Consider the following 15,410-nt stretch of genomic DNA (forward strand, 5'->3'; position numbering starts at 1 on the left):
TCTAAATTCGGAATTTTAGCAAAATCTTACTTATATTTTAATGAAAATTTACATCCATTCTAAAACTTGTGAAAGTTCTTTAGCAACAAAACACTTAAGCCCTATATCTTCCAAAGGCTTAGAAGGAACAATAGCATTTTTAAATTTTTGCATTTTAGCTTCTTTTAAACGCGTATCAAGGCTAAAAACCTCTCTAATTTCTCCATTTAAACTAAGCTCTCCTATAAAAATACTATCTTTACTCAAAGGGCGATTTTTAAAACTTGAAATAATAGCTGCAACCACAGCTAAATCCGCAGCAGTTTCACTTACTTTTACTCCGCCGCTAATATTTACAAATACATCATAATGCCCTAAAGGAATTTCAAGTTTTCTTTCAAGCAAAGCCAAAAGCATATCTAAGCGATTTTTTTCATACCCTGTAGCGCTACGTTTTGGATAAGAACTTTCACACACTAAAGCTTGAACTTCTAAAACCAAAGCACGAGATCCTTCCATCACAACACCTAAAGCACTTCCTGAAATAGCCTTTCCACGAGTAAAAAAACGATTTGCCAAATCTTTTGCACTGATCAAACCCTTAGTAGTCATCTCAAAAATACCTACTTCATTCGTTCCACCAAAACGATTTTTAAAGCCTCTTAAAAGTCTAATTTCTTTAGTGGCATCTCCTTCAAAATAAAGCACCACATCCACCATATGTTCAAGAACCCTAGGTCCTGCTATAGCACCTTCTTTAGTAATGTGCCCTATGATAAAAGTACTGATATTATAAGCCTTGCTAACACGCATAAGTTCAAAAGTAATCTCACGCACCTGAGTGATGCTTCCTGCTGCTGAAGTGACTTTATTTGAATATAGAGTTTGTATAGAATCAATGATAAGAATACTATAATCCTTTTTGTGTAATTCTTCTAAAATATTTTCAAGGCAAAGTTCAGTAAGTAAAAATAAATTCGGAGTATTAGCCTCAAGGCGATCAGCTCTTAATTTAATCTGAGCTTTACTTTCTTCGCCACTGACATAAAGCACTTTTTTACCCTGTTTAGCTAAATTTGAAGCAATTTTTAACAAAAGCGTAGATTTTCCCACACCTGGACTTCCGCCTATAAGCACTAAAGAACCTTCAACAAGCCCTCCGCCTAAAACCAAATCAAGCTCATTATCATCTGTGCTGTATCTTGTAAAATGTTCTAATTCCACATCTTCAATACAAACAGCTTCACTTGTTTTCATACTAACTTGCGCAAGCTCTTTTAAAACTTTAATTTGCTCAGCTTTTAATTCTATAAAACTATCCCAAGCTCCACAATCAGGACATTTTCCAAGCCATTTGCTTTGTTGATTTCCACAAGCTTGACATTCAAAAAGTGCTTTATTTTTTGCCATTATTCAAAAATAGGATCTAATAAAGTATCTAAATAAGCACTTGCATTAAATTCTTGCAAATCCGTCATTTGCTCACCCACGCCTACATAAAAAATAGGAAGCTCAAGCTCTCTTGCTATACTAAAAAGTGCACCCCCTTTAGCTGTCCCATCAAGCTTTGTGATAATCACACCATCAAGTTTTACAAGCTCATTAAAAGCTTTAGCTTGTAAAATTCCAGCATTTCCCTGTGTTCCATCTAAAACTAAAATTTTTCTATGGGGTGCACCTTCTAAAGCTTTGTTTGAAATTCTCACAATTTTTTCAAGCTCATGGGCTAAATTTTTTTGATTTTGCAAACGCCCTGCTGTATCGATAATAACTCTATCAAAATCCTTTGCTTTTGCTTTAGAGATGGTATCAAAAGCAACCGCTGAAGGATCATGCCCTTGTGCAGTTAAAACTATATCTACATCCACTTTTTGCGCCCAAAGTTTTAATTGTTCAATCGCACCTGCTCTAAAAGTATCACACGCTCCTAAAATCACTTTTTGATTTTGGTTTTTATATAAATAAGCAAGTTTGGCAATACTTGTTGTTTTTCCTGCTCCATTTACTCCTAAAATAAGCTCTACAAAAGGTTTTTCTTGATTGGTTTCTTTTTTTTCATAAAGAAAATAAGAACCCATAACACGCTTTAAATCTTCTTTTTTTACTTCATTTTGGGGTGGTAAATAATAAATTATCTCTTCAACTATTTCATAACTTACATCTGCTTCAAGCAAAATTTCTTCAAGCAAATCTTTGGTTATCTTTTTATTCTCTCCTTTAATCCCAACAATATTTTCAAGAGTTTTTGCAAGTCCTTTTTTAAAAAAATTAAACATTAAAGTATAGCCTTTTGTATATCGATTTCTAGCATTTCTTCAGGAATAAGTCCTAAATACTGATTAATCAATTTAGAATGCTTATTGTAAAGAAACATGGTAGGAATTCCATTTACCCCACCTAAAGCTTTAGCTAAAAGATAGTTATTTTCACCATTAGCGACTTTATAAGATATTTTATACTGTTCTATAAATTTTTGAATCTCATCGTTAGATTTATCTTCTAATAAAACCCCAACTATATTAAAATCATTATTATACTTTTCTTGTAATTTATTAAGATGAGGGATTTCAGCAATGCAAGGGGTACACCAAGTGGTAAAAAATACAAACAAAGTTGCCTTACCTTCATCGTTGAAATTTAAAACGACATTTTCTTTTTTAACTGAAATTGATCCTCCATCAATCAAATTAAGTTTAAAATTCATATCATCACTTTGATTTATACTTGCCTCGGTGCTTAAATTTACATCATTTTGCTGTTTTTCTTTATCATTGCTACAAGCAACAAACAAACAAGATATTGCCACTAGTACAAGTATTTTTTTAATCTTCATTATTTATCAATCCTTTATTCTTCTTTATAAAAATGCTAAAATTATAACATACATAAGATAATATTTTTTTAAAGGCATATTAATGGAAAAAACAGATTTTAGAGCATTGCAAAAAATACGCCTTTTCAAACATTCAAAACTAAATTTCAAACAAGATTATAAAATATTTAAAGAATGTCTTAAAATAATAAAACTATTTAAAGCTAAAAATATTTTAATTTTTATTCCTTTGCATTATGAACCAAACTTAATAAAATTTCGCCATATTCTTAATAAAAATTACAAACTTTTTGTTCCATTTATGCAAGATAAAAGTTTAAAAATTGTAAAATTAAGATTGCCTTTTATTAAAAAAAGGTTTGGGGTTTTAGAGCCTATAGATTCTTTTTTTAAAGCAAAAATTGATTTAGCTATTGTGCCTGTAATTGGCGTCGATAAAAATTTAAAAAGAATAGGACATGGGCAAGGTTTTTATGATAGATTTTTTGGAAATTTAAATTACAAACCTCATATAATATTTGTCCAAAGTATAGATGCTTTAAGTCAAAATAATCTAACACAAAAGCATGATATTTCAGGAAAATTATACATAAACCCTTATAAAAAATATTACAAGAAAGAAAGAAAAAATGATAGAATCACTTATCGCACTTATAGCCGCTATAGTCGGACTCGGTATAGGATATTTAGTTGCAAAAAAAATCAATGATGCCAAATATGAAATTTTCGTAGAACAAGCCAAAGCTAAAGCCAAAGCTATAGAATACGAAGCGGAGCTTATTTTAAAAGATGCAAAAAATTCAATTCTTAATGCAGAATTAGAAGTTAAAAAAAAATACGAAGAAAAAACTCACAAAATTCAAAAAGATTTTAATCAAAAATTTGATGATCTTTCTAAAAAAGAACAAAAACTTCAGCAAGAAGAAGAAAAACTAAAAGAAGATAAAGAATACCTTTGCAAGTCACAAAAACACATTCAAGACTTACAATCTGATGTTGATAAATTAAAAAATAAATATCAAGAAAAGCTTGACGATGTTTTAAAAATTTTAGAACATTCGACAGGACTTACACAAAATGAAGCCAAAGAAATCATTCTTAAAAAAGTAGAAGAAAATTCTCGCGAGCAAATTGCACATATAGTAAGAAAATATGAAGAAGAAGCAAAAAATGAAGCTAAAAGAAAAGCTAATTTCATCATTGCTCAAGCTACTTCTCGTTTTGCAGGTGAATTTGCAGCTGAAAGACTTATCAATGTTATTAACATTAAAAACGATGAACTTAAAGGACGTATCATTGGTAAAGAAGGGCGCAATGTTAAAACCTTGGAAATGGTTTTAGGTGTTGATATTATCATCGATGATACACCAGGTGCTATTATAGTAAGTTGTTTTAATCTTTATCGCCGTGCTATTGCTACAAAAGTTATAGAACTTTTAGTTGAAGATGGCAGAATTCAACCCGCGCGCATAGAAGAAATTCACGAAAAAGTGTGTAAAGAATTTGATAGTGCCATTCTAGAAGAAGGCGAAACCATAGTTATGGATCTAGGTTTAAATAAAATACACCCTGAAATTGTAAAACTCATAGGAAAACTCAAATACCGAGCAAGCTATGGACAAAACGCTTTAGCACATTCTTTGGAAGTGGCTCATCTTGCAGGAATCATTGCTGCTGAGTGTGGTGGAGATGAGAATTTAGCACGTCGTGCGGGAATTTTACATGATATAGGAAAAGCATTAACCCATGATTTTGAAGGATCTCATGTGGATTTAGGTGCAGAACTTTGCAAACGCTACAAAGAGCATCCTGTAGTAATCAATGCTATTTACGCACATCATGGACACGAAGAAGCTACAAGCATAGAATCAGCAGCTGTTTGTGCAGCAGATACTTTAAGTGCTGCACGACCTGGAGCTAGAAGAGAAGTGTTAGAAGCTTTCTTAAAAAGAGTCAGTGAGCTAGAAGATATCGCTAAAAGTAAAGAAGGAATTAAAAATGCCTATGCAATCAATGCCGGAAGAGAAATTCGCGTCATAGCCAATGCTCAGCTTGTTAATGATGATGAAAGTGTACTTTTAGCTAAGGAAATAGCAGCTGAAATTCAAGAAAAAATGCAATATCCTGGTGAAATTAAAGTCAATGTTATACGTGAACTTAGAGCTGTAGAATACGCTAAATAAGGTTTATTATGCAAGATATGATTGATACTTTAATAAAATATGGTTATATTGTTTTATTCTTTTACTCTTTAGGGGGTGGGATGGTTGGAATTTTAGCTGCAGGAGTTTTAAGTTCTCAAGGAAAAATGGATCTTAGTTTTTGCATTGCTCTTGCTTTTATTGCTAATACCATAGGTTCAACTTTGCTTTTTATACTTGGAAAATATTATAAAAAAGACATTATGCCTTATTTTAAAAAACACCGACGCAAGATAGCCCTTGCTATGATAAAAACAAAACAACATGGAATTATTTTACTTGTAACTCAAAAATTTATTTATGGTTTAAAAACTTTCATTCCCATAGCTGCAGGTATGGCAAAATATAATTTTATTAAATTTTTTATTATCAATACTCTAGCTAGTTTGGCATGGGCTATTGTTCTAGGTTTTGCTGCTTATACTTTTGGGTATATTATTGAAGCAATTTTTGATAAACTGAGTTTATATCCTTATGTTGCTCCTTTATTTTTATTATTTTTAGCCGGAATAATTTGGCTTTATTTAAGTAAATTTTCTAAAAAATAATGTCTCTATGGAATTCTTTTTCTTACTCTTTTAAAGAATTTCATTATTTATTTTTCTCTGTTGTTGTTATTTTTATTTTTAATATCCTTTTAGAATATAATAATTTTTTAAACTTTAAAAACCAAAAACATTACCTTATAGACAACGCTCTATTAACGCACCAATATATAAAATATAATAAAAAAAATAAAAAATACTGGGTTTTAAAGTTACAAACTGAAAACTTCACTTTTTATACTACAAGTTTTAAGGATTTAAATTTAAGCAAGAATCAATTTTTAAGCCTTAGAATTATCACCCATAATATTAACTTTAAAGACTATCTGAGCAAAAGTTTTTACGCACCTTCTTATGATTTTGAAAAATTAAAAGAAAAAGAATACAATCCCATTATATCTTACTTCTTAAATCAACATACAAATGAAAAGATTAAAGAATTTTATGGTGCTTTATTTTTTGCACTGCCCATATCTTTAGAGCTTAGAAACGATGTAAATTACTACGGCATAGCACACCTTATAGCAATTAGCGGTTATCACATAGGCTTACTTTTTAGTTTAATTTTCTTTATTTTAGCTCCAATTTATAGTTTTTTCCAAAAAAGATATTTTCCTTATAGAAATTTACGTTTAGATTTAAGTATTTTAATTTTTACACTACTTTTAGCTTATGCTTGCTTAATAGGATTTGTCCCTTCTTTTGTGCGCTCCTTGATTATGGCTTTTTGGGTTTTTTATCTATTGTGTAAAAATATAAAAATTATTAATTTCTTTACGCTTTTTTGTAGTATTTTATTGTGCATTTCTCTTTACCCTAGACTTTTATTTAGTATTGGATTTTTATTTTCTATTTTAGGTGTTTTTTATATTTTTTTATATATGCATCATTTTGCAAATAAATTTAATAATCTTATAAATATTATTTTGCTTAATATTTGGACTTTTTTTGCTATGGTTTTACCTGTGCTTTATTTTTTTCCACTTATAAGCTACCAACAAATTTTAGGTATTATTTTGAGTGGAATTTTTGTAATATTTTATCCTTTAGTATTATTTTTGCATCTTATAAACTATGGAGATTTGCTCAATTTTATCTTAGATGAATTTTTTAAATTTAAAATTTATGGAACTAATATCCATATCCCATTTTGGATTTTTATAAGTTATCTTATTGCTTCTTTAATCTCTGTGCGATTTAAATATCTAGCTTTTCTTTGTATTTTTGCGAATTTTATTCCCTTCATTATGATTGTGATTTAGAAAATAATAGAGTTTAAGCCCAAAAAGATAAATAATCCAAGAAATATAAATCCAAATAAAAAAGAATAAAATAGTAGAAAAAGATCCATAAACGCTAGCGTATGTTTTATTATATACCACGTAATATACAAATAAATTTTTTCCTATATACCAAATAGCACCCGCTCCAAAAGATACTAAAGCTAAACTTTTAAGAGTTCCCTTATGAACAGAACTTGAATAAGATATAAAAAATAAACCCCAAATAATTACAAAGGGTAAAATTTCAAAAAAATTAAACCCTATTTTATAATCATCTAAAGTTTGTTGGATAAAACCTGAAATATAAAAACTAAGCCCAAGCCCCAAAGGAACAAGAGTTAAAAGAGTCCAATAAGAACTAATACTTTGCCAAAGTCCTTTAGGTTCATTTTTAGTAATGCGATTGATTACAAAATCATAGCCTGAAAAAAAAGCTAAAGAAGTAAATGCCATAGCAATAAGACCTACAATACCCAAATTTACACTATTTTTTAAAAAAGTATCGATATAGGTAGCAACAACATCTTGTTGCGTTGGTATTAAAAAAGCAAAAATTACTTGCTTTGCTTTTTCATAATAAGCTTTAAAACTGGAAATTTGCGTAAAAACAGAAAAACATACAAATAAAATAGGTATTAAAGATAATACAGTATAAAAACTAAGCGCTGCTGCATAATTTAAAATTTCCTTATCACGCAAATTTAGCAAAATAGTAAAAAAATTTTTCACCTTCTAAAGTCCCATTTTAAAAGGATTTAGTATATTATTTGGATCAAAAGCTTTTTTAATATTTCTCATTAAATTCATTTCGGCTTCAGAAAAAGCTAAATTCATAAAAGGTGCCTTAGAGAGTCCGATACCATGCTCTCCGCTTAAAGTTCCTCCAAGTTTCACTGTTAATTTAAAAATCTCTTCCACAGCTTCATAGCCTTTTTTCACCTGCTCTTTATCATTTTTATCAGGAACCATAACATTAGTATGCACATTTCCATCCCCTGTATGTCCAAAACAAGGAATTTTAAAACCATATTTTTTAGAAATCTCATCTATACCTTCAAGCAAAGTAGGTAGTTTAGAACGCGGAACTGTAATATCTTCATTAAGTTTTAAAGTTCCATACATGGCAATGCTTTGAGAACAATTTCTTCTAGCAAACCAAATATCTGCGGTTTCTTGTTCATCTTTTGCTATTTTAAATTCGCTAGCGCCAGCTTCTAAAAAATAATATTCTAAATTTCTTAAATCCTCATCAATAGCCTCTTTAACATTACCATCCACATCAGCAATCAAAATAGCTCCAGCTTCTATAGGCAAACCTTTATTAAATTTGCTCTCAACCGCTCTAATGCTAAGATTGTCTAAAAATTCCATAGATACAGGACTTACACCGCTAGCAAGACTTTTGTAAACCGCATTCATAGCACTTTTTACACTTGGAAAAATAGCAAAAGCAGTTTTTTTGAATTTAGGCAAAGGTATTAATTTTAAAGTAAGCTCACTTAAAACTGCCAAAGAACCTTCACTAGCGATTAAAATTCCTGCCAAATTATAACCTGCTACATCTTTAATAGTGCGTTTCCCTGCACGAATGATTTCTCCGCTAGGCAAAACAGCCCTTAAAGCCATCACATAATCTTTTGTAATGCCATATTTTGCAGCTCTCATTCCCCCAGCATTTTCGCTTACATTACCCCCTAAGCTTGAATACTCCATGCTAGCAGGGTCAGGTGGGTAAAACAGCCCGTATTTGGCTACTTCTTTTTGTAAATGTATATTAATAACCCCAGGTTGCACAACAGCCACTAAATTTTCAAGATCAATTTCTAAAATTTTATTCATATGCTTTTCAAAAGCAAGCACCACCCCGCCATTAACAGCTAAAGCTCCTCCTGTAAAACCAGATCCTGAGCCTCGCGGTATGACTATGATATTATTTTCATTACAAAATTTTAAAATTTGAGCAATATCTTCTTCATTTCTTGGAAAAAGAACCCCATCGGGTAAATAATGTTTTTTTGTCGCATCATAGCTATAAGCTCTTTTGTGAATTTCATCAAAATAAGCGTTTTCTTCTCCTAAAAATCGTTTAAAATATTGTTCAAATTCTTTTTTCATGTTCATTGCACCTTAGGAAGATTAATCAAAGCATCATAATACCTATAATAATTTCCTATTTCTTGAGAGTTAAAATCAAAAAAATTACTTTTATATCCACCTATACGAGAATAAAAAGGAACCTGAACGCTAGTTGGCTTGCTTATAGGCACTTCATAAAGCTTATTAAAATCTTGACAATCCACAACTTCTGCATGATTTTCCAAAGCCACAACCAAAATGCCGACCGCATTATCATCGCAAAATTGCCTAAAATCTGAACGCTTAGGAGAAAGAGTAGCCGTTCTAATTAATTGTGCTCCAAAAATATCAATATGGGTAAAATATATCTGCGGAAATTCTCTAACAAGTTCATTATAAGTTTGTTCATCAGGAGCAATTACCAATCCTCTATCATAAAGAAAATTTAAAACAACCTCATCACCTACTTTAGGTAAAACATTTGGTAAAGGCAAAGCATCTTGCTTAAGAGCTGAAAAAACACTAAATTCTAATTTTGCCAAACCATTTTTTTTATCTATAACACTTGCTCTAGCGATGATACTTTGCGAATTGCTAAAATGTTGTACTACTACGCCACTTGAATAAAGTTTTATATCATCACTATCTTTAATATAACCATAAATATCATCAACTTTTACAAGTTCACTTTTTATAGGTTTTAAATCAAATCCAACCGCAAAGAGGCTAAGGTTTAAAGCTAAAAAACATACTATAGTTTTAAACAAATTTGCTCCTTAAATAAAAATTTATAGAATTATAATCCTTTTTTGTTAAGCAATTGTAAGAAAAATAAAGTAAAATATAGCTTTTAAATTTCAAAATTCTTTTAAAAATTAAGGTTATCTCATGAAAAAATTATTACTTTTATTTATTTTTGTTGTTCAAAGTTTTGCAGCTTTAAGTGTTGAAGAGCTAACTTGGGATAATGGAGATACCTTGCTTAAATTCTTACAAAGAAATTCCATACCTATGTCGCTTTATTATGGACTTGATAGAGAAGATCAAGAGCTCGCTTCTGATATAGCCTACAAAATAAAATATCAAGTTTTAAAAGATGAAAACAACAACATAGAACAAGTTTTAATTCCAATTAGTGATGACTTACAAATTCACATTTATAAAGATAAAGATGGGCAATACACTCTTGCTTTTACTCCTGTATCTTATCAAAAAGAAGATAGAATTTTACATTTAACCATTAAAAGCTCTGCCTATCAAGATGTCTATGAAGAAAGTGGTAGCAGTACTTTAGCTCGTGCTATGGTTCGTGCTTTTCGAGGAAGTATAAATTTTCGTAATATCCAAAAAGGTGATGAAGTAACCCTATATTATGAGCAAAAAAGACGCATGGGTAAACTTTGGGGTGATATAAATATAAAAATGGCAATGGTAGAAATCAATAAAAGCGCAAGAGAAGTCTTTTCTTATAATGATATATTCTATGATCGCGATGGCAAAGAGTTAGAATCTTTTTTACTTACAAAACCTGTGAATTACACTAGAATTTCTTCTCCTTTTACAACAGCAAGATATCATCCTATATTAAAACGCTATCGGGCCCATCTTGGTATAGACTATGCTGCACCTACTGGAACTCCTGTGAAAAGTGCTGGCAAAGGAGTAGTAACCTTTATAGGCACAAAAGGTGGTTATGGAAATGTAATTCAAATCAAGCATGACTCGGGCTATATGACTTTATATGCTCATCTTAGTCGTTTTGCAAAAATTAAAAACGGACAAAAGGTAAATCAAGGACAAGTAATTGCATATGTTGGTTCAACAGGTATGAGCACAGGGCCTCATTTGCATTTTGGAGTATATTTAAATAATAAAGCTATAAATCCTGCATCTGTTGTAAAAATCGCCAAATCAGAACTTAGTGGAAAAGCAAAAGAGAATTTTAAACATATCATAGCTGGATACGAGCAGGTTGTTAAAGAAGCCCTAGCCTCGAATCAACCTAATCCTCCAAAAGAAGAAGATTTTGAAAACTATATAGAATTTTAATTACTCAACAACGCTTTATCTTTCGCATTGATTAAAGAATTTAGAAGAGTTGCAAGCTCTTCTTTTTCTTTTTCACTAATTTCACAAAAATCTGCATCAATTAATTGTTTTACCAAAGCTTCATTTAACAAATCCCCATCGCCAAATTCTCTAGCTTTTTGAATGATTTTTAACACTCTTAAATCTTTTCTTTCATACATTTTAATCCTTTAAATAAACCACACTCACAAAACGCTTAGGCGTTTTATCGCGACGATAAGAAAAAAAACTCTCATCATCAAAACTACAAATTCCACAATCTTTAATATTTTCAATGCCTAAATTTTGAGCTTGAAATTTTACCAAGGCTTTTAAATCAAGTTTATTATCTTGAACAAATTCTTTAAATTCTTTTTTAGCAAATTCTAAAATTTCTCCATCTATTTCATAATTTTTAGCACAAATTCCAGGTAAAATAAAAAGATGAAATTTATTCTTATCTAAATGTATATTTTGCATAATAATTTGATCAACGCATTCTTTTAGGATATTTTCAAAGCTTCCTTTTCTACCTGAATGCAAAGCTGCTATAATGCCACTTTCATGATATAAGATCAAAGGCAGACAATCCGCACTTAAGACACAAAGAGCAGTATTTTTTTCTTTACTTATAAGTCCATCACAACTGAGATTTTTTAAATTTTCATCATAAATGATAACTTTATGAGAGTGAATTTGATCCATAAAAACACATTTTTCAATATCTTTAAAACCTAAATGAGAAAATAAATTCTCATTATGAATTTTAGCCCTAAAAACATTATAATCCTTATCAAAAGCACAAAAAATACCGACTTTATCATTTTCTAATAAAGATAAGAAATTCTTTCCACTTCTTCCCATGATAATCCTTTGTTTTTACCTTGTAATTGTGCATAAATATAACGAGCAAGCAAATCGCTTTCTATATTTATTTTTCTACCTACTTGATAGTCCTTAAAAAGCGTTTCTTTAAAAGTAATAGGAATAATAGTAAGCCTAATACCATTTTTTAAAATTTCATTGATAGTAAGGCTTACCCCATCAACACCTATACTTCCTTTTTCTGCCATAAATTTCATAGCTTCTTTAGGTAAAGTTATATGAAAATCCACTCCATTTTCATCTTTTTGAATCTTTTCAAGTATACCAATAAAATCAATATGCCCTTGCATAAGATGTCCATCGATTCTATCGCCATATCTTAAAGCAGGTTCTATATGAACCTTATCTTTTAAATTTTCTACAGCTATATGAGTGCGACTTTCGCGAGAAAGTTCCACTTCAAAACCTCCCTCATAAAGTTTTGTCACACTCAAACAAGCTCCATTTACAGCTATACTATCGCCAAGATTTGGACGATGCTTAGCTGTTAAACTTAAAGTATTGTTTTGATAAGATTGAACTTTGGCAATTTCTCTTATGAGTCCATTAAACATTTTTTACCTTAGAAAATCTTATTTAATAATTTATTTACCGCTTTATCTACTTTATTGCCTGTATTTTTAGCACCATCACTCACGCCGCCACCCACTACATTTTTAATAGAATTTAAAACACTTCCTGCATTTAAATTTACTTTAGGATTTTCTGTAGTTCCTGTAATACTTCCTTTAAAATTAGCTCTATCAAGTTTAATATCAAAAGGCAAATTTAAAGCTCCACTTTTAGAATTTAAAGCTCCTGATTGTACTAAAATATAAGAACGATCTGCTTGCATATTAAGATCAAGCTTGATATTTTCTTTTTTAATCAAAGCTTTAGCATTAGCAGTACGATAAACATCATCTGTAATATCTTTTAATGTTAAAATTTTTAAAGCATTGGTAATAAGATTTGGTTTTAATTTACCCTCTTTCATATCCAAATTAACCTCGCCTTCTTCGCTTAAAAGATTGTAATTTGCCTTCATGTCCGCCTTACCTTGATAAATATCCATAAAATCCAAACCTTGAGCTAGACTACTTAAATCCACTCCATTTAAATCAGCAAGTAAAAGGTTATCTTTAAGTGTGCTTTGAAGTTTTCCTTCAAATAAATTTGGACTATTTACAACAAAATTTAAACTCTTATCAAAACCTACCTTTCCATTAAATTCTGCTTTACCTTTAAGTTTTCTATCTAACAAAAAGCCTAGTTTTGAAAAATCATTTATCTTTAGATTAAAATCCGAATTTAAAAGCATCTTACTTATATCAAAACTTCCTTGTAGTTTTGTAAGATCAGCTAAAGATGAATTTAAAACAGAATCAAATTGAGCTATATTATTTTTGAAATTAATTTTAGTATTTAAATCATAACTTGTATTGTTTGGAAAATTTTTATTTAAAATTTTAGTTAAAGTTGCAGCATTTAAAATGCCTTTAGCCTCTAAATTTGCTTTACCATTAAGGTTGTTAAAATCGATATTATCTAAATTAACTTTTGCATTAACAACCCCACTGGCATAATTTGGCATACCTGCTATAACAAAAAGTTTAGATAAATCAAGTTTATCAATGTTCAAATCAAGTTTTTTACCATTTGAATCAGCTTTGATTACGCCATCTGCCAAATTTGCATTTGCATTTAAATTTTGTATTTGAGTACCTATAATATGAGCTTTTGCATTAAGATCTGCCTTACCTTGTAATTTTTGTCCCGCTATAGCACTAAACTGAGACAAATCATCAATAAAAGCATTTAAATCTGTATTTAACTCACTATTTTTTAAATTATAAGTTCCTTGAAGTTTTTTGATATTAAGTAAATTTGAAGCAAGTAAAGCATTGTAAGAAATATTACTATTTTTTGCATTTGCTTTAGCATCAAGACTAAAAATTGTATTTGGAAGTTCTATTTTAGCAATTTTTTTAAGCTCATTGGTGTTAATCTTTGCATTGTTTATTTTTGCCTCAAGATCGAAATTAGAAAAATCCAAATCCGCATTTAAAAGTTTAGCATTTAAATTTCCAGAAACTAAAGCTCCATATCCTGCAAGAGCTAATAATTTTTCCAAACTTGCTTCATTAATATCTGCAAAAATTTTATTATTTTTCAAACTTGCCTTTACCTCTCCACCAAGTCCGATAACTTGAGCATTTAAACTTGATAAGGCATTATTTACAACACTTGTTTCGCCTATCACGCCCAAACTACCATTTAATCTAGTTTTTGTAAGTTTTTCAAGCTTTGCAAGAGAAGGAATATTTAAATTAAAATCAGTACTTAAAATATTCTTACTCATATCATAAAGAGTTTTTTGGGTTTGTAAGTTAAGATAATCATTGTAAATTTTACTTACAGCATAAATCTTATCTTCTTTAACATTGGCTAAAATTTCTGCTTTAGGATTAGAATTTAAAGGCAAGTCTAAAGAAAAATCTTTTTTTATCGCCTCGTAGTTTATATAGCTTGTATCAAGTTTTATGATAATATTTCCATCAGGTTTTAAATTCTGTGCTGAAATTTTTGCCTGAGCATTTAAAAAACCTTTAGCATAACTAGGATAAGATAAAAGATGAAGTATTTCTTCTATCTTAAGATTTTGTGCATCTAAATTTAAAGCGATAGGGCTGTAATTATACATTCTCGCATTTAAAAGTACATTTGAACCTAGTAAGTAACCCCTTCCATCTAAAGCAAAATCACTTGCCTTGCCTTGAATTTTACCGCCAAAAGAAAGGTTTTGATTTAAATTTAAACCTAAATTTTTAGCATAATTTTGCTTTAAAGAAATAAGATAGTCAAGATCAAATCCAAGCTTAAAAGGACTCAAAGCTCCCTTGAGATTGAAATCTGCCATATTTGCAATATTTGCTTGCAGTTCAAGACTTGAAAAACGCAAATTAAAACGCGTGATATTTACATCTAATCCCGCATTTTCTTTGATCTTTTTTTGTGCTATATTTGCCACTATATTATTACCAAAACTTGTAAAAAGCATGGTACAAAGAGCGATTAAAAGCACAACAACAAAAGCTACAATGCCATAAAAAATCTTTTTCATTTTTATCCTTTAGTTTATTTTATAAAATAACTTTAGTCTATAAAACTAAACTTTTATAAATATTTTAATTTAAAGTATTGACAAAATTCATTTTTTATAGTATGATATTATCACTCTAAATTAAAGAGTGCTAAAATCAATATTTTTAAGGATGGACAAAAATGAATTTTCAACCTTTAGGAAAGCGTGTTCTAGTTAAACGCGTAGAAGAAACTAAAACAACAGCCTCAGGCATAATTATACCAGATAATGCTAAAGAAAAGCCTTTAATGGGTGAAGTAGTAGCAGTAAGTAAAGAAATCACTGATATTGCAAATGGTGATAAAATCGTGTTTGCTAAATACGGTGGAACAGAAATTAAACTTGATAATAATGAATATTTAGTTTTAAATTTAGATGATATCTTAGGAATTTTAAAATAATTTATAAAAAAGGATA

Annotated in this window: 16 protein-coding genes; 6 read left to right on the top strand and 10 right to left on the bottom strand. The window is 29.8% G+C overall.

The genetic code is table 11. From position 1 onward, the window contains the following. Positions 1–48 precede the first annotated feature (48 nt). From radA to ELQ06_RS03385, 3 genes are read right to left on the bottom strand one after another with little or no spacing between them, the layout of a single operon-like run. The gene (gene radA / locus ELQ06_RS03375) at positions 49–1,389 is read right to left on the bottom strand and encodes a DNA repair protein RadA (RefSeq protein ID WP_052781691.1); all 1,341 of its coding nucleotides are present in this window, start codon (positions 1,387–1,389) and stop codon (positions 49–51) included. Continuing rightward, complete coding sequence (gene ftsY, locus ELQ06_RS03380) at positions 1,389–2,255, bottom strand: signal recognition particle-docking protein FtsY (protein WP_002852840.1); 867 nt, start codon at positions 2,253–2,255, stop codon at positions 1,389–1,391. The genes radA and ftsY overlap by 1 nt, the downstream gene beginning before the upstream one ends. After that, entirely contained in the window at positions 2,255–2,812 is a 558-nt protein-coding gene (locus ELQ06_RS03385; RefSeq protein ID WP_052781690.1) for a TlpA disulfide reductase family protein, read from the bottom strand. Before ELQ06_RS03385 ends, ftsY begins: the two co-directional genes overlap by 1 nt. Positions 2,813–2,894: 82 nt before the next feature. Between ELQ06_RS03385 and ELQ06_RS03390 the strand changes: the two genes are divergently transcribed. From ELQ06_RS03390 to ELQ06_RS03405, 4 genes are read left to right on the top strand one after another with little or no spacing between them, the layout of a single operon-like run. After that, on the top strand, positions 2,895–3,521 hold the full coding sequence (locus ELQ06_RS03390) for a 5-formyltetrahydrofolate cyclo-ligase (protein ID WP_052781689.1): 627 nt from the start codon (positions 2,895–2,897) through the stop codon (positions 3,519–3,521). Further along, positions 3,442–4,995, top strand: coding sequence for a ribonuclease Y (gene rny / locus ELQ06_RS03395; RefSeq protein ID WP_002853829.1), 1,554 nt, complete (start codon positions 3,442–3,444; stop codon positions 4,993–4,995). The genes ELQ06_RS03390 and rny overlap by 80 nt, the downstream gene beginning before the upstream one ends. A gap of 8 nt (positions 4,996–5,003) precedes the next feature. Beyond that, the gene (locus ELQ06_RS03400; RefSeq protein WP_052781688.1) at positions 5,004–5,561 is read left to right on the top strand and encodes a DedA family protein; all 558 of its coding nucleotides are present in this window, start codon (positions 5,004–5,006) and stop codon (positions 5,559–5,561) included. Continuing rightward, positions 5,561–6,820 carry a ComEC/Rec2 family competence protein gene (locus ELQ06_RS03405; protein WP_052779686.1) on the top strand — a complete coding sequence of 420 codons (1,260 nt, stop codon included), beginning with the start codon at positions 5,561–5,563 and terminating at the stop codon, positions 6,818–6,820. The genes ELQ06_RS03400 and ELQ06_RS03405 overlap by 1 nt, the downstream gene beginning before the upstream one ends. On the opposite strand, the gene ELQ06_RS03410 is transcribed toward ELQ06_RS03405, so the two are convergent. Genes ELQ06_RS03410 through ELQ06_RS03420 form a run of 3 tightly spaced genes read right to left on the bottom strand, consistent with a single transcriptional unit; the run spans position 6,764 to position 9,684 of the window. Beyond that, positions 6,764–7,570, bottom strand: a complete 807-nt coding sequence (locus tag ELQ06_RS03410; RefSeq protein ID WP_002933815.1) for a YihY/virulence factor BrkB family protein — start codon at positions 7,568–7,570, stop codon at positions 6,764–6,766. The two genes, ELQ06_RS03405 and ELQ06_RS03410, sit on opposite strands and share 57 nt — an antisense overlap. 3 nt (positions 7,571–7,573) lie before the next feature. Next, positions 7,574–8,956 (bottom strand): FAD-linked oxidase C-terminal domain-containing protein, encoded by a 1,383-nt coding sequence (locus tag ELQ06_RS03415; RefSeq protein ID WP_002855885.1) that lies wholly within the window; start codon positions 8,954–8,956, stop codon positions 7,574–7,576. Positions 8,957–8,958: 2 nt separating this feature from the next. Next, entirely contained in the window at positions 8,959–9,684 is a 726-nt protein-coding gene (locus ELQ06_RS03420) for a plasminogen-binding N-terminal domain-containing protein (RefSeq protein ID WP_002852692.1), read from the bottom strand. Between the two features lie 121 nt (positions 9,685–9,805). Between ELQ06_RS03420 and ELQ06_RS03425 the strand changes: the two genes are divergently transcribed. Then, complete coding sequence (locus ELQ06_RS03425; RefSeq protein ID WP_002852845.1) at positions 9,806–10,966, top strand: M23 family metallopeptidase; 1,161 nt, start codon at positions 9,806–9,808, stop codon at positions 10,964–10,966. Here the strand turns inward: ELQ06_RS03425 and ELQ06_RS03430 are convergent. Genes ELQ06_RS03430 through ELQ06_RS03445 form a run of 4 tightly spaced genes read right to left on the bottom strand, consistent with a single transcriptional unit; the run spans position 10,963 to position 14,972 of the window. Continuing rightward, positions 10,963–11,166 carry a hypothetical protein gene (locus tag ELQ06_RS03430; protein ID WP_002859287.1) on the bottom strand — a complete coding sequence of 68 codons (204 nt, stop codon included), beginning with the start codon at positions 11,164–11,166 and terminating at the stop codon, positions 10,963–10,965. The two genes, ELQ06_RS03425 and ELQ06_RS03430, sit on opposite strands and share 4 nt — an antisense overlap. Before the next feature lies 1 nt (position 11,167). Next, positions 11,168–11,848, bottom strand: coding sequence for a polyphenol oxidase family protein (locus ELQ06_RS03435; RefSeq protein WP_044261456.1), 681 nt, complete (start codon positions 11,846–11,848; stop codon positions 11,168–11,170). Next, complete coding sequence (locus ELQ06_RS03440; protein WP_044261457.1) at positions 11,812–12,423, bottom strand: riboflavin synthase; 612 nt, start codon at positions 12,421–12,423, stop codon at positions 11,812–11,814. Before ELQ06_RS03440 ends, ELQ06_RS03435 begins: the two co-directional genes overlap by 37 nt. Positions 12,424–12,431: 8 nt before the next feature. Further along, positions 12,432–14,972 (bottom strand): hypothetical protein, encoded by a 2,541-nt coding sequence (locus ELQ06_RS03445; RefSeq protein ID WP_052793730.1) that lies wholly within the window; start codon positions 14,970–14,972, stop codon positions 12,432–12,434. Positions 14,973–15,133: 161 nt separating this feature from the next. Here ELQ06_RS03445 and groES point away from each other — a divergent pair, with 161 nt between their 5' ends. Continuing rightward, positions 15,134–15,394, top strand: a complete 261-nt coding sequence (gene groES / locus ELQ06_RS03450; protein ID WP_002825273.1) for a co-chaperone GroES — start codon at positions 15,134–15,136, stop codon at positions 15,392–15,394. The last annotated feature ends 16 nt before the right edge of the window (positions 15,395–15,410 follow it).

It is taken from the genome of Campylobacter sp. CH246, assembly GCF_004378835.1.
Lineage (GTDB): Bacteria > Campylobacterota > Campylobacteria > Campylobacterales > Campylobacteraceae > Campylobacter_D > Campylobacter_D jejuni.